Consider the following 19,488-nt stretch of genomic DNA (forward strand, 5'->3'; position numbering starts at 1 on the left):
ATGTCCGACGTCGTCATCCGCGCCGAGAAACTCGGCAAGAAATTCATCATCGGGCATAAGCGCGAGTACTCCGCGATCCTGGGTGAGGCGCTGGTGCGCAGCGCCCGGAGCCTGGTGCGTCGCGGCGCGGACATGCTGCGCGGTCGTGCCGTCATCGAAGGCGACGAGATCGAGGAATTCTGGGCGCTGCGCGACGTCGATTTCGAGATCAAGCGCGGGGAAGTCGTCAGCATCATCGGCCACAACGGAGCCGGCAAGACCACCCTGCTCAAGATCCTGTCGCGCATCCTCGAGCCAACGCTGGGGCGCGTCGAGCTCAACGGACGGGTCGCCAGCCTCCTCGAGGTCGGCACCGGTTTCCATCAGGAGCTGACGGGGCGTGAGAACATCTTCCTGAATGGCGCCATTCTCGGAATGACGCGGCAGGAAGTTCTGGCGCGGTTTGATGAGATCGTCGACTTCTCCGGCGTCGAGAAGTTCATCGACACGCCCGTCAAGCGCTACTCCGTCGGCATGTACATGCGGCTCGCCTTCTCCGTGGCCGCCCACCTCGAAACCGAAATCCTGTTCGTGGACGAAGTGCTGGCGGTCGGCGACGCAGAGTTCCAGAAGCGCTGCATGGACCGCATGTCCGCGGTCGCCAGCGCCGGGCGGACCGTATTGTTCGTCAGTCACAATCTCGCAGCCGTGGCGGCGCTCACCCGGCGCGGCATCGTCATGAAGGGCGGGCAGGTCATCTTCGATGGGGCGATCGATAGCGCCATCGCCCGCTATTCGGCCTCTTTGAGCAAGGGCAAGGTCGAGCGGGACTGGGGACGCGGCCACCATTCGGCGATCCTCTCGGCCGAACTGCTCGATGCGCAGGGACTGCCCACAGAGTTCTACGAGCCGGGAACACCGTTCAATCTCCGGATCGAGGTCGAGACGACGGACATGCCTGGTCTAGCGCTCGAACTTCAACTTCGCGACGCAAACAACCTGCCCGTGGGATTCTATTCGTCGACCATATTCTCCCAGACACCGCTTCCGAACCGCGGACGCCATGTTTGCACGCTGAGTCTCCAGCCGCTGTTCCTGGCCTCGGGCGAGTACAGCTTCGATATTTCGACGAATTCGCTGACCATCGTCGTCGACCACGCCGTCGCCAACGCAATTCCCTTCAGCGTTTCGGCTTCGAGCCCGGGCGGCATCGCCTACGATTTCAAGCAGAGTCTCGGGCAAGGCATCATCGCGATGCAACTCGCCTCGTCGCTCGGCATCGAGCCGAAATCGCCGGAGCTAGGCTGACCGCCGATCCAATGCGCCGCGCGGTTTGCATCGTCAGTCCCGGCAATCTCGCCTCCAATCCGCGGGTGTTGAAGGAAGCGGACGCGCTGTATGGCGCCGGCTACGACGTCACGGCGATCGTCTGCGACTACAACGAAGTGCTGCGACCGGCCGACGATCAGATCGAGGCCGCCGCGCCTTGGAAGGTCATTCGGGTTCCTCGCTCGCGCGGCGATGGCGTCAGGGCGCGCGCCTTCGAGCGTCTTGCCCGGATTCTCTCGATCCTGGGCGTCCGGATACCTGTGAGCATAGCGGCGCTGAGCGCCCGCACTCCTGTCGGCGCCCTCATGCGGCGTGCAGCCGAGGTGCCGGCGGATCTCTATATCGCGCATTATGTGGCGGCCCTTCCGGCGGTGGCGTGTGCCGCGCGGCGCCATGGCGCGCTCATCGGCTTCGACGCCGAGGATTTCCATTCGGGCGAGGGGACGGATGCGCCGGGCGATGAGTTCCGGATGAGGATGATCCGGACCGTGGAGGAGGCCATCCTGGCGTCGTGCGCGCACATGACGGCGGCCGCGCCCCTGATCGGCAGGGCTTACGCGGAGCGCTACGGCCTCGGGTGCCCGGCGACGGTCTTGAACGTCTTTCCGCTTGCGATGGCGCCGGCTCATCGACGGCCCGCGCACCGCTCGGAGGAAGCCGGGCGTTTGCGAGCGTACTGGTTTTCGCAGACGATCGGACTCGACCGCGGCCTGCAGGCGTTCATCAAGGCGATGTCGTTGGCCAAAACGCGCGTGACGCTCGACATCAGGGGCAGCAATCGGTGGGGACATGGCGATGCGCTCATCGCGCTCGCCGCTTCGCTCGGGCTTGGAGATCGGGTGCGGCTCCTGCCGATGGCGGCTCCCTCCGAAATGGTCCGGCTGGCGGCCGACTATGATGTCGGCCTGTCGCTGGAGACGGAGGTCAGCGAAAACCGTCGTATCTGCCTCACCAACAAGATCTTCACCTACCTGCTGGCAGGCGTGCCGGTGGTCATGAGCGACACGCCGGCGCAGAGGCTCCTGGCGCCGGATCTCGGCCCGGCGGCCCGGCTCTGCAGTCTGGACGACCCGGCGAGCCTGGCTCTGACCCTCGACGCGCTTGCCTCGGCGGATCGGCTGGCCGAGGCTTCGCAACTCGCGTGGCGTTTGGGGCGCGAACGCTACAACTGGGACCGGGAACAGAACGTGCTGCTGCAATCAGTGGCCGCCGCCTTCGCGCGACGGGAGAGGGGGAACTGATGCGTCTCTTGCTGACGGCCGATCCCGAGATCGAAGTGCCGCCGCGTCTCTATGGCGGAATCGAGCGCATCGTCGATGTGCTGGTCCGCCGGCTGCGGGCCGCCGGCCACACGGTCGGACTGGTGGCGCGGAGCGGCTCCCAATGTCCCACTGACGCCTTCTTCGCCTGGCCGGGATCGAGCTCGTTGTCGCGGCGCGATACGGTGCTGAACACAATCGCGCTTTCGCGGGCCGTGAGAACTTTCAAGCCGGACGTGGCCCACAGCTTCTCGCGCATCGCCTATCTGCTGCCGCTCTTGCGCGGTCGGATCCCACTGGTCATGTCCTTCCAGCGCGAGCCGACGCCTCGTACCGTCGGTCTCGCGGTCAGGCTGGCCGCTCCCGGACGCATCACCTTCACGGGCTGCAGCGAATACATCGCCCGTCGCGGCCGTGCGGCAGGCGGCGAATGGCACGGCATTCCGAACTTCGCCGATACCGAAGGGCTGTCGCTGGGAGCGGTCGTGCCGGACGGTGCGCCACTGGTCTTCCTCAGTCGAGTCGAAGAGATCAAGGGTGCTCACTGGGCCATCGAAATCGCGCGTCGCACCGGGCGGCGTCTGATCATCGCGGGCAATCATTCCGACCGTGACGATCCGGAAGGCCGCTTCTGGCGCGAGAAGATCGCGCCAGAGATCGGCAAGGGCGGCATCGAGTATGTCGGGCCGGTCGATGACGTGCAGAAGAACGCCCTTCTGGGCGCGGCCCGGGCGATGGTCGTGCCCATCCAGTGGGACGAACCGTTCGGCATCGTCTTCGCCGAGTCTCTGGCCTGTGGTGCGCCCGTCGTTTCATGTCCGCGCGGCGCGCTGCCGGAGATCGTCCGGCCCGGGGTCGATGGTTTCCTGATTGAGTCCATCGAAGAAGGCTGCGCTGCCGTCGAGCGCGTCGAGACGCTCGACCGGGCCGAGTGTCGCCGTCGTGCCGTCGACCACTTCTCGGCCGATGCCGTGGTGAAGCGTTACGTCGACCTCTATTCAAAGGTGCGCGCCCGTCTGGCGCGATCATGACCCGGCGCCTGGCCCTGGTTAGCGGACACTTTCCGCCGAGCAATCTCGTGGGCGCGCAACGGGCTCGCCTGTGGTCGCGCTACCTGCCGGAGTTCGGCTGGGACCCGATCGTCGTCACAGGCGACCCGGCGAAGTACGAGGAGCGGCCCGATCCCGACCTCGAGCGGCTGGTGGCTCCTGGTCTCAGGATCGTGCATGCCAGGACTCTGTCGACCCATCCCGTGCGGGTGGTCGGCGACATCGGCATCCGGTCTTTTGCGGGTTGCTATCGCGCGCTGAGGGCGATGGCGAGGGCGGGCGAGATAGACTTCGTCATGGTCACGATCCCCTCCAATTTTCTCGCGCCGGTCGGCCGGCTTGTGCACCTGCGCACCGGATTGCCATTCGGCATCGACTATCAAGACCCCTGGGTCAACCCATGGACGGGCAAGGAGCGCCGCTTCAGTCGCGCCTGGGCTTCGAACCGCCTGGCCGAACTCCTCGAACCCTGGTCGGTGCGCGATGCTGCGCTGATTACCGCCATGGCACCCGGTTATGTCGCCGGCATGCTGGCCCGCAATCCCGAGGTCGCGGCGCGGTCGGAGCTGGCCTACATGCCGATGGGCGCGGCGCCGGAAGACTATGAGCTGGTGCGCCGTCTCGGACGCGCACCCTTTCTGTTCGACCCCGCGGACGGGCGCTTGCACATGATCTATGCCGGTGCATTGCTGCCGGCAGGACTCGTCGTGCTCGATGCCTTCCTCGCTGGATTGCACCGGCTGCGACAGACCGCGCCGGACCTCGCCGCGCGGCTTCGCGTCCATTTCGTGGGCACGGGCAGCTCACCCGACGATGCCAATGGCCATCGCGTCCTGCCGCGCGCTCGGGCGGCGGGCGTCGAGGAGATGGTCGACGAGCATCCGCATCGCATCGGCTATGTCGATACGCTGAACCATCTGATGCATTCGAGCGCCGTGCTGGTGCTGGGTTCGACCGAGCCGCACTACACGCCGTCGAAGGTCTTTCAGGCAATGCTCTCCGAGCGGCCGGTCTTCGCGCTGCTGCACCGCGACAGCACGGCGGTGAGCATGATCCGCTCCGCCCACGTCGGAGAGGTGTTGACCCTGACCGAGGCGGAACTGCCGGCGCCGGACATGGTGGCGCAATCCCTTCGAAGTTTCATCGCGCGTCCGAGCTATCAGCCGGCCTTGGTCGATCGGAGCGTCTTCGAGGGATACTCGGCGCGCGAATCGACACGTCTGTTCGCGGAAGCGCTGGATCGAGCCTATGCCCGGACGGCGCGCGCATGAGGCGGCGCGTCGGCTTCCTGGTCAGCCATCCGATCCAGTACTACGCGCCGATCTTTCGCGAGCTCGCACGTCGTTGCGACCTCACCGTCTTCTTTGCCCACCGACAGGATGCGAGCGGGCAGGGGCAGGCCGGCTATGGCGTCGCCTTCGACTGGGACGTCGATCTCCTGTCCGGCTACGAGAGTCATTTCCTCGCGAACGTGGCGGACACGCCGTCGACCCAGACGTTTTTCGGCTGCAGCACGCCCGAGATCGCCGACCGGATTGCGGCCGGCCATTTCGACGCTTTCGTCGTGCCGGGCTGGTCGCTGCGCTCCTACTGGCAGGCGGTGATGACGTGCCGGCGCGCTGGTGTTCCTGTGATGGTGCGAGGCGATTCGCAGCTCGCGGGGCAGCGAGGCGGCGTCGTTGGAAGGGTCAAGGGCGTGGTCTTTCCGCATGTACTGAAGCGGTTCGACGCCTGCCTCTATGTCGGTCAGCGCAATCGCCAGTATCTCGAACATTACGGCGTTCCGCCGGGCCGCCTGTTCTTCTCCCCCCACTGTGTCGATAACGACGCCTTTGTGACGGCAAGCGCGGCGTCGCGCGATCGAGCCGCCGCAGGCCAGGGTGGCAGCCGCAGGCGCGTGCTGTTCGTCGGCCGGTTGGTGGAGAGCAAACGGCCGATGGATCTGATCGAGGCTGCGGCGCGGCTGGCCGCGGAGCGACGGCCCGTCGAGCTCGTCATCGCCGGGGCCGGGGACCTGCGGGAGCCGATGCAAGACGCGGCCCGTGCGGGCAGAGTCGATGTGCGATTCCTGGGCTTCGTAAATCAGAGCAAGTTGCCGGCCGTATATGCTTCGGCCGATGTCCTCGTCCTGCCGTCGATGGCCGTAGAGACCTGGGGCCTGGTGGTCAACGAGGCGATGGCTTGCGGCATTCCGGCCGTGGTTTCGGACACGGTGGGATGCGGGCCCGATCTGATCCGGCCCGGCATCACGGGCGCGGTTGCCCCGCTTGGCGACGCAGGTGCGCTGGCTGCCGCCATTGATTCTGTCCTCGCTTTCGATCGTGCCGCTACGGTCCGTGCGCTCGAGGAGCGCGTAGCCTGTATTCCCCCGCGCGGGCCGCCGATGGTGTCCTCGAAGCCGCGGATTTTCTCGCTGGCGCGACTCGGATAGGTTAACGGCGTGACCGATATTTCCGTCGTTATTCCGACTTACAATCGCCTTTGGTCGTTGCCACAGGCCGTCGAGTCATGTCGCTCGGCGGCAGCGAAGGTGGAAATCGTCGTCGTCGACGACGGCAGCATCGACGGGACCTGGGACTGGCTGCAGGCGCAGCGGGACATCGTTGCCATCCGGACCGACAACTGGGGCAAGGACTGGGCGGTGGAGACGGCGCTCGAGCAGGCGCGTGGCGAGTTCGTGCGGTTCCTCGATTCTGACGACTGGCTTCGCCGGGACACCAACGAGCGTCAGCTTGCGCTCGCCCGGGAGACCGCCGCCGATCTGGTCGTCGCGGGCTACGAGGATTTCGACGAGGAGAGCGGAGAGTCCCGGGTCAACGCCTGGCAGGATTGTGATGACTTCGTCGCGCAGCAACTGGGCGAAGGATGGTCATCCCATTACTCTGCCTTCCTCTTTCGCCGCACTCTGATCCAAGGCATTCCCCATCGTCAGGACTTTGCGTTGCGCGACGACCGGTTGTTCATGCTGGAAGTCGCGATGCGCACGCCGCGCCTGGCCATCGATCGAGAACCTGCGTTCGTGCATCGCCGGCACTCGGGTGAGCGGCTGCAGCGCACTGCGGGCTTCACGCGCGACCTCGGCTATTGGACCCACATTTCGATCTACCGCAAGATACTCGGGTTGCTCGAGCTGCGTGGCGAGCTCACGCTCCGCCGGAAGCGGGCGGCCGTCCGCATGCTATGGCCGAGTGTGCGCACATTCGCGCGGGCCTATCCGAAGGATGCCGCGGAGTTATTCGAATGGATCAAGCGTCTCTATCCGGAGTTCGTTCCGCCCGAACGTCGGGCGGTCATCCTCGGCTATAGAACTCTGGGCTTCGCTATGACGGAGCGGTTGCTGGCTCTCAGGGTGTGGAAACGATGACCCAGGTTGCCGGCAGTTACACAAACGCGATCGAACGAATGCGCGTCGTGCAATGCGCCGGTTTCTACTTTCCGGAATCGACTGGTGGCACCGAGGTCTATGTACGCGATCTCGTATCCGTGCTGGGACGGGATTCGATCGAAAGTACGATCGTCTCGGTGACGGACGGCAAGTACGCGACGTACACCTGGAACGGTGCGGATGTCGTTCGCTATCCGGTCGACGCGACCAGGACCGGGGCTGGCGGCGGGAGCAGCCGCACCAAGTTCCAGCAGATCGTCGAGGCCGCGAACCCGGACCTGTTCCACCTCCACTCGTGGACCAGCGGTGCGGGCCTGGAGCATCTTCGGCAAGTCGCAGAGTTGGGCATTCCCTGTGTGGTTACCGTGCATGTGGCGTCGCCGATCTGCATGCGAGGAACGATGCTCCTCTACGGGGAACGTCCGTGCGACGGCCGAATCGACGATCGCCGCTGCGCGCGGTGTTGGGCGCTCGAACGGGGCCTGCCGGCGCCGGCTGCCTGGCTGTTGTCGTACTTGCCGAGGTGGGAGCTGGCAGGAGCGGGCGCCTCGCGCGTGTCACGTCGCGCCGCGACGTTGCTGTCTGCCCGGGCGGCGGCGGCGAGACAGGCCCGTCACCTGCGGTCCATGGCGCAACTCAGCGAACGTATTGTCGCGCCGAGCGAGTGGGTCCGATCGGCGCTCGTCGAGAACGGCATTTCGCCGTCCAAAGTCATGGTATCCGGTCAGTCCGCAAGCGCCGCTTTTTTCGACCGCAAGGCGCGGCCGCTGCAGGGTCCCGGCCGGACCGAAACCGTTATCGGCTTTCTAGGTCGCCTCGAACGCTACAAGGGCGCGGGTCTTCTGGTGCAGGCGCTCGCGCTGCTTCCCGGCGATCTGCCGGTGCAGCTCCGGATCGCGGGCATCGGCGCGGATCCTCACTTCACCAGTTTCATGGAAGCTGCTTCGCGCAAGGACTCGCGCATCCAGCTGGTTGGCCATGTCGACCACGAGCGCGTGCCGGAGTTTCTCGGCGACATCGACGTGCTGGCGGTTCCGTCGCAGTGCTTCGAAACCGGTCCGATCGTGGTGCAGGAAGCGCGCGCGCTGGGCATACCGGTGATGGGAGCCGACCTCGGGGGAATCTCCGAGCGTATCGAGCATGGCGTGGACGGATGGCTGCTCCCCTTCGACGATCCAAGGCCGTGGGCGGAGGCCATCAGGGTCGCCGCCACGGACCGTGCCGAGGTTGCACGGCTTTCCAGCAACATGCGTCGCACGAGATCCGTCGTCGACGTTGGAGCAGAGATGGCGGCGCTCTATCGCGAGATCCTGGGCAGGCGCGTCGGGACAGACCAAGTCGACGCAACGCCGAGCCGGAGCCCATCTCCCTGATTGGGACGCGCGGGGACGTCCTCGGGCGTTTCGCCTGTTTTTGCAACTTCTGTGCTATCAGACACATACCCTTCAGCAGTCAGTGGAAGAGACGTTGCGGCTTCTTCACGTGGTTCCGACCTATTTGCCGGCGGTCAGGTATGGCGGACCGATCCGCTCCGTTCACGCCCTTTGTCGGGAACTCGCGGCGGCTGGACATGACGTGCACGTCTTCACCACCAGCGTGGACGGTCCCTCCGACAGCGATGTCCCGCTCAGGACCCCGGTCGACGTGGAAGGCGTGAAGGTCACTTACTTCCCGAGCCGGCGCTTCCGCAGGCTCTACTGGTCGCCGCCGATGGGGCGGGCCCTCTCGGAATCAACGGCGGGCTTCGACGCCGTGCATCTGCATTCGGTATTCCTGTGGCCGATCCTCGCCGGCGCCCGTGCCGCCCGCGTCCATGACGTTCCCTACGTGATCTCACCCCGCGGGATGCTCGTGCCCGAATTGATCCGTCGCAAGAGCCGGTGGGTGAAGGAGGCATGGATCCGCCTGTTCGACCGTCACACGCTGGAGAATGCGGCGGCGGTCCATGCGACGTCGGCCATCGAGGCGCAGCACATCCGGAGCTTCGGCTGGCGCCTGTCTCGGATCGCGATGATCCCGCATGGTGTTGACGATCCGCCGCCGCCCTCGGTTGCCCCGCTGTCGCCCGACGTGGTTTCGGCCATTTCGGGAGGTCCGATGGTCTTGTCGTTCGGGCGGCTCAGTTGGGAAAAGGGGCTCGACCGGGTGATCGCAGCCTTGGTGGAGGCCCCCCATGTGCGGGCCGTCATGGCAGGCGACGATGCGCAAGGCCATGCGGCGTTCCTCGCTTCGGAAGCGGCCCGAATGGGGGTGTCCAATCGCCTGACGATCATCGCGCGTCACGTCTCGGGCAGCGACAAGGAGGCGTTGTTTGCGTCGGCACGGCTCTTTGCGATGACCTCGCTGTCGGAAAACTTCGGAATCGCGGCGTTCGAGGCGATGCGTCGCGGGCTGCCCGTCCTCGCCACGCCAGACGTCGGCATGTCGGAGATCGTCCGGGAAACGCAGGCGGGTCTGGTCGTCGAGCCGACGCCTTCCGCCATTGCCGCCGGCCTGCGAGCGATGTTCGCCGACCCCGACCTCTGTCGCCGGCAGGGTGAGGCCGGACAGCGGCACGTCATCGATCACTATGGCTGGCCGGCCGTCGCCGGCAGGATGGCGGATCTCTATCGCTCGATCGCCCACGCGCGCGCAACGCGAGGCGCCGCATGACGGATCTGCTGGACCTGAGCCCGTTCGACCCGGCGAAGGAGCGCCGCATCGTTGTCATCGCGGACTGGCTCCCGCCGGATTTCGGCGCCGTCGGACAATACATGCAGATGCGCGCGCAGGCGCTGGCGGAGCTGGGACACGTCGTCACCCTCGTCGGGTTGACGTCAGGGGCCGCGACCAAAGTACATCGGGAAATCGGAATGGGATCCCTGACGGAGATCCGCCTGTCGACGCGACCCGTCCCACGGCATTCTTTGCTGGGCCGCATGCTATGGACGATCTTCACGAACCTGCGTTTGCTCATCGCGGCGTTCGGCCCGCTTCGGGCGGCGCACGGGATCCTCTTCACCGGCTCGCCGCCGTTCCTGATCCATCTGCTGGCGCCGTTGAAGCCGTTGTGGAGGGGACGACTCGTCTATCGCATCACCGACTTTCACCCCGAATGCCTCATTGCGGCCCGCGACAGGCCCTCCCGCCCCTTGAACCTGTTGCTGGGCCTCACGAATTTCTGGCGACGACGCGTCGACGCTTTCGAGGTCCTGGGTGAGGACCAACGGCGCCGCCTCGAAGCCACCGGCATCGCGGCAGAGCGGATCGCGCTCGTCAGGGACGGGTCGCCGGTGGGCTTTGCTTGCGACGATCCCGTGGAACCGCTGCCCCCAGACCTCGCCGGGAAATGCGTGCTGCTCTATTCGGGAAACTACGGCGTTGCCCACGAGGTCGATACCGTGGTGCGGGGCTATGAACTACACCACCGTGAGGGAAGCGGCCGTGTTGGACTTTGGCTCAGTGCGACGGGAGCCGGCGCTGACGAGATCGCGGGGCGCTTGCGCAGCGCCGGCCTGCCGTTTCATCGATCTGCGCCCGTGCCGTTGGAGAAACTGGCGGGGGTGCTGCGAGCGCCTGCAGCCCATCTCGTGACGCTGCGCGACTCGTTCGTCGGGTACGTCATGCCCTCTAAGATCTACGCGTGCCTGGAATCCCGAAAGCCGATCATATTCGTGGGGAGCGCTGATTCCGACGTTCATTTGCTCGCGAAGTCGGACCCTGCGGGGTATTGGCGCTTAGAATGCGGAGACTTTCGAGGATTTGCGGCCGCCCTCGAGGATCTGGCAGACCGCGTGGCGCACGCTGTTTAACGAGGCTATCCACTGAAATTGCGCGGATAAATGGCCTAACGCCCAGACGCACGCCTTATTGCCTCAAAAATGCAGTTTTCTAGTGCGTATTTCGGCTATCGCGTCGTTCAGGTGGCGCGGCAGAGATTCCCGCAGGATCCGGGAGGCGGTTCTATCCAGACGTCGTGTCATCAGAAGTTGAAGGCCCGAGGTGAGCAGGGGACTTGGCTTCTTGCACTGGTTTGGCTACTTATTTGTTTCGGATTGGGTGGGACCGATCCGAACTTCTTCGATGCTTGTGGGTAGTGCCTCCAGAAGGTGGCCGTGACGCTTCGTCGGCGCGCGGGATGGGTGGAGAGTATGTTCAAGATTGCACTCCGGACGCAGGGATTTGCGGCAGTAGCGGCCCTCACTTGGACCGTGAGCGCTGTTGCCCAGGTACAGCCCGGAGCGACGCCCAATCAACAGGGTGCTGGCCCAGCGCTGGGGGCAGGTCCTATGGCGGGGGCAGGCCCTGCCACAGGTGGGGGACTCGGCTCCGGCGCCGATGGCGAATTCGTCCAGGCTCAGCGTGGCCCGCTTCAAGGAGGCGGACCGCTTCAGGGCGGTGGTCCGCTGCAGGGGGCCGGTCCGATCCAGGCACCAGGCCCACTCCAAGGCGACGGCCCGCTACAAAGTGCCGGCCCCATGCAGAACAACGGTCCGCTGCAGAATTCCGGCCCGCTACAATCTGCCGCACCTCTTCAGAATACAGCTCCGGACGGCGGCCTCCCTGGCGGACTGGGGAGCTTGGGGATGAATTCCGTTCCCCTGATACCTGGACCCAACGATCAATTTTTCGCCGGCGGTTTCGGGCCGGTCGGCGGCCAGACCATGCAGCAGCTGATCGCTGAAAGGCTGGGAGTGCCCGGAGGGGTCTCCGCTCCAACCCTTGTGAGCATGGTGAACACGCTGACGCCGCCTGATCCGCCGCCGCCCGTCACCCCTGTGGTGAACCCGCCGGCCCCACCGATCCCGGTAACGCCCGGGCCGCTTCCGCCTGTGATCTATGACCCATCTCCGCCGCAGCAGCAGAGCCCCCGGTAGCTGCTACGGGTGTTCGAGGGAAGGTTTCTTCTCCCAGCCGACACTCGCACCGGTACCTGGATGGCCCCGAGCACCCATGACAATTAGTGCGCATAGATCGCGACTGATGTGGTCGCCGCTCGTCGGCTGGGTTTTGCTGGCATGCGGAGGATCTATCGTCCATGCGCAGTCCGAGACCTCGTCTCCGGCTGCACAGATCCTCCTCGAGCAGACGCCACTGGTGGACCTGCCCGACCTGCCGGTGCCGATGGTCGGACCCGTCATCGATCGCAACGAGATCGGCATCGCCGTCGGCGCCTTCACGCTGTACCCGACCCTGGAAGTCCAGGGGGGGTACGACAGCAACGTTTACGCGACCACGACACCCGCGGTCGGTTCGCCGTTCACCGTCGTCAAGCCCTTCGTGGAGCTGAAGTCGGAGTGGTTGAACCATTCGTTCCGCATGGTCGCCGGCGGCGGATTTGGCTTCTATTCCAACGCGTCCAGCCAGAACTTCTGGAACGGCTACGCCATCGCCGATGGCCGCCTGGACATCCAGCGGGATTTCTTTGCCACCGCGCTGGTGGGCGTCCGCCGTCAGACGGAGGCGCTCGGCACCCCCAATACGGTGATCGCGAGTTCGCCGACGGTCGTCGATTCGATTCCCATCGAGTTGGGGCTCTATCAACGGTTCAACCGCTTCTTCTACGATCTCAAGGCGTCAGCGACGCGCTACCGGTATTCCGACAACAGCATCATCTATGACGGTTCCCTGCCGGCGGCCAGCCGCAACAGGACGGAGTTCGAGGAGCGCGTGCGCTTCGGCTACGAGATCATCGAGGACATCGACGTCTGGGTTTCGCCCGGTCTCAATCAGCGAATCTACGAGCAGTTCATAAATGCCTACGGACAGGAGCGTGACTCCACGGGCTGGTTTCTGAACTTCGGCACGACCATCAGGTTCACGGAGAAAACCAGTCTGGAGGGTTATGTTGGATATACGACACAGACCTTCGTCTCCGATGGAGCTGCCACGCCGGCCGTCAGTTTCGGTCTGATCGGCACGTGGAACGGATACGAACCCTTGACCATCCGGCCCTCGTTCATCCGGTCGATCAACGAATCGGCCTACAGCAACTATCAGAACTACGTGTCGACGACGCTCGGCATTGATTTCACCTACGACATCCACGACGCGTGGCAGCTGGTCGGCGGTACGGGATTCAACATCGCGCAGTACTCTCCGGTACCCGGTTCGGGTGTCGGGCCCCGGACGGACTATTTCTGGCGAGCCTCGCTCGGGTTGCTGTACTCCCTGCGGCCCCAGTTGCAGATCGGCCCCCTGTACGAACATTCCACCGGCTCGTCGACGGACGTGGCGAGCGGCGGGCCTTCGTACACGCGCGATGTCATTTCCATTCGTTTGGTTGCAAAGCGGTGATCCGGTGAATTTGCTTAGTTTCATTTCCCGCTGTCTCGGCCCGCTCGTCGTCGCAATGGCGCTGGCCGTCGGCGCCTGCAGCCCGCAGCCGCCCATGTCGACCACGACCATTCAGCAGCCGTCGCTGGGAACGCAGAACTTGCGTCTCGGCGAGTATCGGGTTGCGCCGGGTGATCGTTTGCGCGTGACGGTCCTGTCCGACACGGAATTGTCGGGTGAGTACGAAGTCGATTCCACCGGCATGATCTCGCCGCGCATGGCGGGCCGGGTGGTCGTGCTCGGCATGTCGACGCCCGAGATCGAGACGATGCTGGCCGATCGCTATCGTTCCGGCGGCTATCTGCGCAATCCGCGACTTAGCGTCGACCTGGTGTCACGGCGACCATTCTACATCGTAGGGGAGGTCACCCGTCCGGGTTCTTTCCCCTATGTTTCAGGCATCAACGTCGTCCAGGCGGTGGCGATTGCCGGCGGGTACACACGGCGCGCGTCGAAGACGCGCATTACGATTCAACGTTTCAATGCGCAGCAGGGTCAGGAAGAGACGGTTACGGAAGATACCCCGGTGGGGCCGGGGGACATCATCCGCGTGCCGGAGCGTTGGTTCTAGAAGTAGCGTTGGTCAGTTGGCGTAGGACTTGGGGATGGGCGGTGTGGGGCCGCCCGTCGTTCATTGGTGGGATGGATCGCTCGGGTATCGAGGCGGGCCGTAATGGTATTCCGCTCGAATGGGTGTCGTCGCGAGTCATGGTTTTCGCGGAGTGAAGTGGGATGGGATCGTTGCCGAGGGCAAGCCACATAGTGGATGAGCCCAACCAGAATCGAGTGATGTCGACGCAGGACCCGTTGCTGCCTGCGGTGCGGCCCGCCGAAACGCGCGACGAATTATGGGATTGGCTGCGGCTTCTCAACCGGCGCAAAGCCCTGATCCTGGGATGCGGGCTCATAGCCACGGCGCTCATGGCGCTGGTGATCGCCCAGGCGACGCCGCTCTACAAGGCTACCTCGCGAATCATGCTCGATACCCGCCCCACCAAGGTGGTTGGTACTGAGGCGGCGCTCTCGGGCATCGATACACTCAACATGGGGGCGATTCAGACCGAACTCGAAGTCATCCAGTCCGAATATCTGATCGGTCAGGTCGTCGATCGACTTGGGCTTGCGAACAATCCCGATTTCAATGGCACCAAGCCACCGGGCTTCGTCCAGACCGCGCTGCAACCTATTCGTGATCTGTGGAGCACTGGCATTTCGACGCTGTTGGCACCTCCACCCAAGCCACAGGATGCAACCACGGCCACCGTGCCGCTGCGTTCGGGACGGCCGGCAGAGGACGATGATCCGCGTCGCCGTGCCGCTATCGGTGCCATCGCCAGTCACCTGAGCGTTACCCTTCTCGGACGCACCTTCGTGATCCTGATCACCGTCGAGAGCCCAGACGACGCAATGTCGACGCGTATTGCGAATGCCATTGCCGAGGCCTATCTCGCCGATCAGGTGGCCACCAAGAACGAAGCGAACCGCCGGGCTACCGAGTGGCTCGAGCAGCGGCTGGGCGAACTCCGCCGCAACCTCCAGATCGCGGAAGAGGCCGTCGCGGCCTATCGCCGTGACAAGGGCCTTGCGGGCAGTCCGGAGGGTGCCGTCTCCACCCAGACCTTGGCCGATCTCAACAGCCGGTATACGGCCGCCAAGGGGCGACGCATCGAACGCGAGGGGCGTCTGATCGCGCTGAGCAAAGCGAGCCTCAACCCGGGCGAACTCGCCAACATCCCGGAAGTGGCGGGAAATACGACCCTGGCGGCGCTGCGGATTCAGGATGTCGAGTTGACCCGCAAGAGCGCGGAGCTTTCCTCACAGCTCGGGGAGGCACATCCGAAGATCCAGCAGGTGAGAAGCGAGCTGGCGTCGATCCGGGCGCGCTTCATCACCGAGACACAGCGCATCACGCTGGCGGTCCGCGCCGAGCTCGATGCCGCGGCCTCGGAGGAGGTGGAACTCAAGGAACTGGTCGATAAGGCGGCGGTGATTTCGGGCACGGCAAGTCAGTATGAGGCGGAACTGAAGCAACTCGAGCGCGAGGCACAGTCCAATCGGACCCTGTATGAGACGTTCCTGACCCGCTTCAAGGAACTGCGGGAGCAGCAGGATATCCAGCGCGCCGATGCCCGTATCCTTGCCTATGCCCACCCTGCAGGGGGGCCCTCCTCGCCGAACTACAAGAGCGGGCTGATGATGGCGTTCATGATAGGCTCTCTGCTCGGCATGGCCGGCGCGATGGCGGCCGAGAAGCTCGATCGCGTCTTCCGCTCGGCCGCCCAGATCGAGGAGGCCACAGGTGTCGGCGTTCTCGGCATGGTGCCGGAGGTCAAGGGACCGGCGGCCGCGCGTTCGAATGTCGTGTCGCACGTGCTCGAGAACACCACGTCACCCGCAGCAGAGGCTGTGCGGGCCGTCTTCACCGCGATCAGCCTCGGCAGCCTCGACCGGCAGCCAAGAGTGCTCGCGATCACCTCGTCTACGCCGAGCGAAGGCAAGACGACTTTCGTCGCGGCGTTGGGCGGCCTCCTCACCAAGATGAACTCGTCGCGCCGTGTATTGATCGTCGATCTTGATCTTCGCCAGGCCCGCCTTTCGGCAGCGCTGAGCCTCACGGATCGCGGCGGCACCATCGATGAGTACCTGATGGGGATGAAGACGCTGGAACAGTGCACCCGGCGGCATGACTTGTCCGGTGTGGACTACATCTGTGCCCGGCCGAATACGCCGAACGCGCCCGAGATTCTCGAGTCGATGGCGATGAAGTCCGCCCTCGGCGTCTTCGTGGAGCGCTACGATCTCGTCATCCTCGACGGTCCGCCGCTGCTGGCGGTGTCAGACGCGCGCATCATCGCGCGCCTCGCCGATTACACCGTGTTCATCGTGCAGTGGGCGAAGACACCCCGGGAGGTCGTGAAGACGGCGATCTCGGCTTTGCTGAATGTCACCAGCCATGTAGGCGTTGTCATCAATCGCGTGAACCTCGCCAAGCATGCCCGCTATGGCTATGGCGACCATGGCGACTACTACTCGCGCTATCGGGGCTATTATGGCGCTGGCGCCGATATGCCCGCAGACCCCGTGGCGCGTTCGTCGTTCAATCTCGGTCGGAAGGCCTGACCCGAGCGGCCAGAGCGCGGCCGACCCGTCCGGCAGCGCGTCAGAGGCGCCAAAGGGTGACCCCGGCAGGGGTCGCCGTGCGGTCGAGAAGACCCGTCACGTCGGCGACGAAGCCGCCGCCGTCGGCTTTCAAGAGGAGCCTCACGAGCGACCAGCCGCGCTCGCGATAGACCTTGTGGGCGACGGCCAGAACCACCGCATCGGCGGGCTTCAACGCATCGAGAGGCGTGAGCGCGAGGCCGTATTCCTCACGCAGCAATCCGCCATCGGCCATCGGGTCGTGAAGCTGGACCGAGATGCCGAAATCCTCGAGTTCACGCACGATGTCGACGACGCGCGTATTGCGGATATCCGGGACATTCTCCTTGAAGGTCACCCCCAGCACCGTCACCACCGGCCGGCCGTTGCCCGCCTGTCGCATGATACTTCGCGCGACCCGGTTGGCCACGTAAACCCCCATGCTGTCGTTCACCCGGCGACCGGAGTGAATGACGTGGGGGTGGTAGCCCACCTCCTCGGCCTTGTGGGCAATGTAGAAGGGGTCGACGCCGATGCAGTGGCCGCCCACGAGGCCCGGCTTGAAGGGCAGGAAATTCCACTTGGTTCCGGCAGCGTCGAGGACGTCTCGCGTGTCGAGCCCCAGCCGGTCGGAGATTAGTGCGACCTCGTTGATCAGCGCGATATTGATGTCGCGCTGGGTGTTCTCGAGGACCTTCGCAAATTCCGCAACCTTGATCGATTGCGCGCGGTGAGTGCCGGCGGTGACGACCGCCCGGTAGGTGGCGTCGACGATCTCAAGCGTTTCGGGGGTGTCGGCCGAAACGATCTTGAGAATGTTATCGAAGCGGCGTTCCTTGTCTCCTGGGTTGATCCGCTCCGGCGAGTATCCGACATTGAAGTCCGTCTTCCACTTGAGCCGCGACGTCCTCTCCAGAACGGGAATGCAGACATCCTCTGTTACACCGGGATAGACGGTCGATTCGTAGACCACGATATCGCCGCGCTTGAGCGTTCGGCCGATCGCCTCCGAGGCTCCCTTCAAGGGAGCGAGATCGGGCTGCTTGCTGGCGTCGATCGGCGTCGGCACGGTCACGATATGGAAGTCGGCGGCCGCGAGATCCCCGGGGTCGCAGGAGAAGCGGAGGCCGGGCGCCTTGAGCATCGCGGACTCGACCTCGCCCGTGCGATCGTGGCCGGCGGAGAGTTCGGCGATGCGTCGGGCGTCGATGTCGAACCCCACCACCTGGTAGCCCGCACGTCCGAAGCCGACGGCGACGGGCAGGCCCACATAGCCAAGCCCTATGACGGAGATGTGCCTCTTCATTTTACCGATTCCTGACAAATCATGCTGCCGCTGCCGCTAACGTTCTAGCCATCTTCGCCGCCTGGCGGCTCTTCGCGCGCGAGGCGCGTCAGCTGGCTGGCCATCCCGGCAACATAGAGGCCGAGATTGACGATGATCCACACGATTCCCAGCATGTCGCCATAGCCGACATTCATGCCGGCGACGTCGAACGGCTCCGGCGGCTTCAGATAGAAAGCGGCGTTCATGGCCAGCAGGAGGCAGCGTACTTCGGTCAGGCCGAACCCGGCGCTGGCGAGATGAAAGGTCCGGGAGACCTCCGCACGCAGCAGGGACTGGGCCGTCATCATCAGGTAAGTCGCCAGTCCGATGGCCGCGACTTCCATGGTCACGAACCCTGACAGGCCGAGGCCGATTGCAAACAGGAACTGGCTCAGCACGTCGATGGACTGGTCGAGGAAGAAACCGTAACGTGGCCGCTCTGCGCGGCGCCTTCGGGCAACCGCGCCATCCAGGGAATCGCCGAACCAGTTGACGATCAACGCGACATTCACGACCCACAGCCACAAGGGATCGCTGGGCGTCAGCGCGTAGGCAGCAAGAGCGCCGAGGGATGCCGCGAATCCCAGCGCCGTCAGAAAGTCCGGCGACATCCAATGCGGCAGCCGGGGGATAATCCATCCAATAAGCCGCTGCTCCGGCACCGACAGCCAGCCTTGATTGGAGCGGGTGAGGGAGGTGTCGCGGTCCTTCGGCATGCTGACAAGAGACTAGCCCAGATCATGTCGTCTCGTATCGTCGTTAGGCCGTTTCCTGCGTTCCTTATTCTGGAAGCGCCCGCTTCCGTCATTTGGTCTACGAATTTGTCTATTCGTGGCCGGGTCGCCGGAGCGCGAAGGTATTCAACATCGGCATGCCGCCAGTCGATCCTGGCATTCTTGCCGACCCGGCCCGTGCGGGGGACAGCTGCCAGCTACTCGCCCACGTGGAACCGGGTGTTCCTCAGGCCTCGTCTGCGGATGCTCTCGGGAACGAGGAGGCTCAGCCGGGACAGCCAGAAGGGAACCAGGGGAAAACCGATTATCGCCCTATTGCGTTGGAGGCCGGCGAGAATCCGCTGCGCCGCCTCCTCGGCGGAGATTTCGCCGGGGCGGGGCCCCAGGTGCCTGCCAGCCATGGCCGTCGCGACGAAGCCCGGGCAAGCCACGACGACCCGAACGCCGTCCGCTGCGACGGCGTCCCGCAACGCCAGCCCGTACGACAGCAATCCCGCCTTCGACGCCGAATAGGCGGGAGCATCCGGCAGGGGCACCAGAGAGGCGAGCGAGGCAACGAGGACGATACTGCCGTGTCCGGTGCGCCGCATGGTCGGCAGCAGCACATGAATCAGGTCGATGGTCGCGAGCAGATTCGTTTCGAGCACCCTTCGGGCAGCCACTCGGCTTTCGACCGGATCGTCCGCCGAGCGCCCGTCGAGGATACCGGCGTTCGCAATCAGCAGGTCGACTGGCGCCTCTCGTCCGGCCTCCTCGAGAACACGGGTGAGCTCGTCCGCGTCGGTCTGGTCCACGCACTCAACTCGACAGGTAGCCCCCCGGGCTCGACAGGAGGCCGCGACTGCCCCGAGGCGTTCGGCGCTTCTTCCGAGGAGTGTCAGCGTCCGGCCCGGGGCGGCGAGCGCTCGGGCAAGCGCAGCGCCGATCCCGCTGGAGGAGCCCGTGATGACGATCGTCTTGAAGTCCATCCCGG

At 64.9% G+C, this 19,488-nt stretch carries 15 protein-coding genes; 12 read left to right on the forward strand and 3 right to left on the reverse strand.

The genetic code is table 11. From position 1 onward, the window contains the following. From ACO07K_RS08490 to ACO07K_RS08545, 12 genes are all read left to right on the forward strand, one after another. A complete protein-coding gene (locus ACO07K_RS08490; RefSeq protein WP_422035481.1) occupies positions 1-1,287 on the forward strand; it encodes an ABC transporter ATP-binding protein in 1,287 nt (428 codons plus the stop codon). 11 nt (positions 1,288-1,298) lie between these two features. Beyond that, positions 1,299-2,549 (forward strand): hypothetical protein, encoded by a 1,251-nt coding sequence (locus tag ACO07K_RS08495; protein ID WP_422035482.1) that lies wholly within the window; start codon positions 1,299-1,301, stop codon positions 2,547-2,549. Next, positions 2,549-3,598, forward strand: a complete 1,050-nt coding sequence (locus tag ACO07K_RS08500) for a glycosyltransferase (RefSeq protein WP_422035483.1) — start codon at positions 2,549-2,551, stop codon at positions 3,596-3,598. Before ACO07K_RS08495 ends, ACO07K_RS08500 begins: the two co-directional genes overlap by 1 nt. Further along, a complete protein-coding gene (locus ACO07K_RS08505) occupies positions 3,595-4,887 on the forward strand; it encodes a hypothetical protein (RefSeq protein ID WP_422035484.1) in 1,293 nt (430 codons plus the stop codon). The genes ACO07K_RS08500 and ACO07K_RS08505 overlap by 4 nt, the downstream gene beginning before the upstream one ends. Beyond that, a complete protein-coding gene (locus tag ACO07K_RS08510) occupies positions 4,884-6,047 on the forward strand; it encodes a glycosyltransferase family 4 protein (RefSeq protein WP_422035485.1) in 1,164 nt (387 codons plus the stop codon). The genes ACO07K_RS08505 and ACO07K_RS08510 overlap by 4 nt, the downstream gene beginning before the upstream one ends. 9 nt (positions 6,048-6,056) lie before the next feature. Next, on the forward strand, positions 6,057-6,980 hold the full coding sequence (locus tag ACO07K_RS08515; RefSeq protein ID WP_422035486.1) for a glycosyltransferase family 2 protein: 924 nt from the start codon (positions 6,057-6,059) through the stop codon (positions 6,978-6,980). Further along, complete coding sequence (locus ACO07K_RS08520) at positions 6,977-8,374, forward strand: glycosyltransferase (RefSeq protein ID WP_422035487.1); 1,398 nt, start codon at positions 6,977-6,979, stop codon at positions 8,372-8,374. The genes ACO07K_RS08515 and ACO07K_RS08520 overlap by 4 nt, the downstream gene beginning before the upstream one ends. A gap of 109 nt (positions 8,375-8,483) precedes the next feature. After that, on the forward strand, positions 8,484-9,653 hold the full coding sequence (locus tag ACO07K_RS08525; protein WP_422036643.1) for a glycosyltransferase: 1,170 nt from the start codon (positions 8,484-8,486) through the stop codon (positions 9,651-9,653). Next, positions 9,650-10,792, forward strand: a complete 1,143-nt coding sequence (locus tag ACO07K_RS08530; protein WP_422035488.1) for a hypothetical protein — start codon at positions 9,650-9,652, stop codon at positions 10,790-10,792. The genes ACO07K_RS08525 and ACO07K_RS08530 overlap by 4 nt, the downstream gene beginning before the upstream one ends. Positions 10,793-11,963: 1,171 nt before the next feature. Then, positions 11,964-13,277 carry an outer membrane beta-barrel protein gene (locus ACO07K_RS08535; protein WP_422035489.1) on the forward strand — a complete coding sequence of 438 codons (1,314 nt, stop codon included), beginning with the start codon at positions 11,964-11,966 and terminating at the stop codon, positions 13,275-13,277. 94 nt (positions 13,278-13,371) lie between these two features. Beyond that, on the forward strand, positions 13,372-13,887 hold the full coding sequence (locus tag ACO07K_RS08540) for a polysaccharide biosynthesis/export family protein (RefSeq protein WP_422035490.1): 516 nt from the start codon (positions 13,372-13,374) through the stop codon (positions 13,885-13,887). A gap of 218 nt (positions 13,888-14,105) precedes the next feature. Beyond that, complete coding sequence (locus ACO07K_RS08545; protein WP_422035491.1) at positions 14,106-16,436, forward strand: GumC family protein; 2,331 nt, start codon at positions 14,106-14,108, stop codon at positions 16,434-16,436. Between the two features lie 40 nt (positions 16,437-16,476). On the opposite strand, the gene ACO07K_RS08550 is transcribed toward ACO07K_RS08545, so the two are convergent. The 3 genes from ACO07K_RS08550 to ACO07K_RS08560 all read right to left on the reverse strand — a co-directional run bounded on the left by ACO07K_RS08550 (position 16,477) and on the right by ACO07K_RS08560 (position 19,483). Next, complete coding sequence (locus ACO07K_RS08550; RefSeq protein ID WP_422035492.1) at positions 16,477-17,760, reverse strand: nucleotide sugar dehydrogenase; 1,284 nt, start codon at positions 17,758-17,760, stop codon at positions 16,477-16,479. 44 nt (positions 17,761-17,804) lie between these two features. Continuing rightward, positions 17,805-18,497 (reverse strand): CDP-alcohol phosphatidyltransferase family protein, encoded by a 693-nt coding sequence (locus ACO07K_RS08555; RefSeq protein WP_422035493.1) that lies wholly within the window; start codon positions 18,495-18,497, stop codon positions 17,805-17,807. A gap of 215 nt (positions 18,498-18,712) precedes the next feature. After that, on the reverse strand, positions 18,713-19,483 hold the full coding sequence (locus ACO07K_RS08560; RefSeq protein WP_422035494.1) for an SDR family NAD(P)-dependent oxidoreductase: 771 nt from the start codon (positions 19,481-19,483) through the stop codon (positions 18,713-18,715). Positions 19,484-19,488 lie beyond the last annotated feature (5 nt).

Source organism: Reyranella sp., from assembly GCF_965228225.1.
In the GTDB taxonomy this organism is placed as follows: domain Bacteria; phylum Pseudomonadota; class Alphaproteobacteria; order Reyranellales; family Reyranellaceae; genus Reyranella.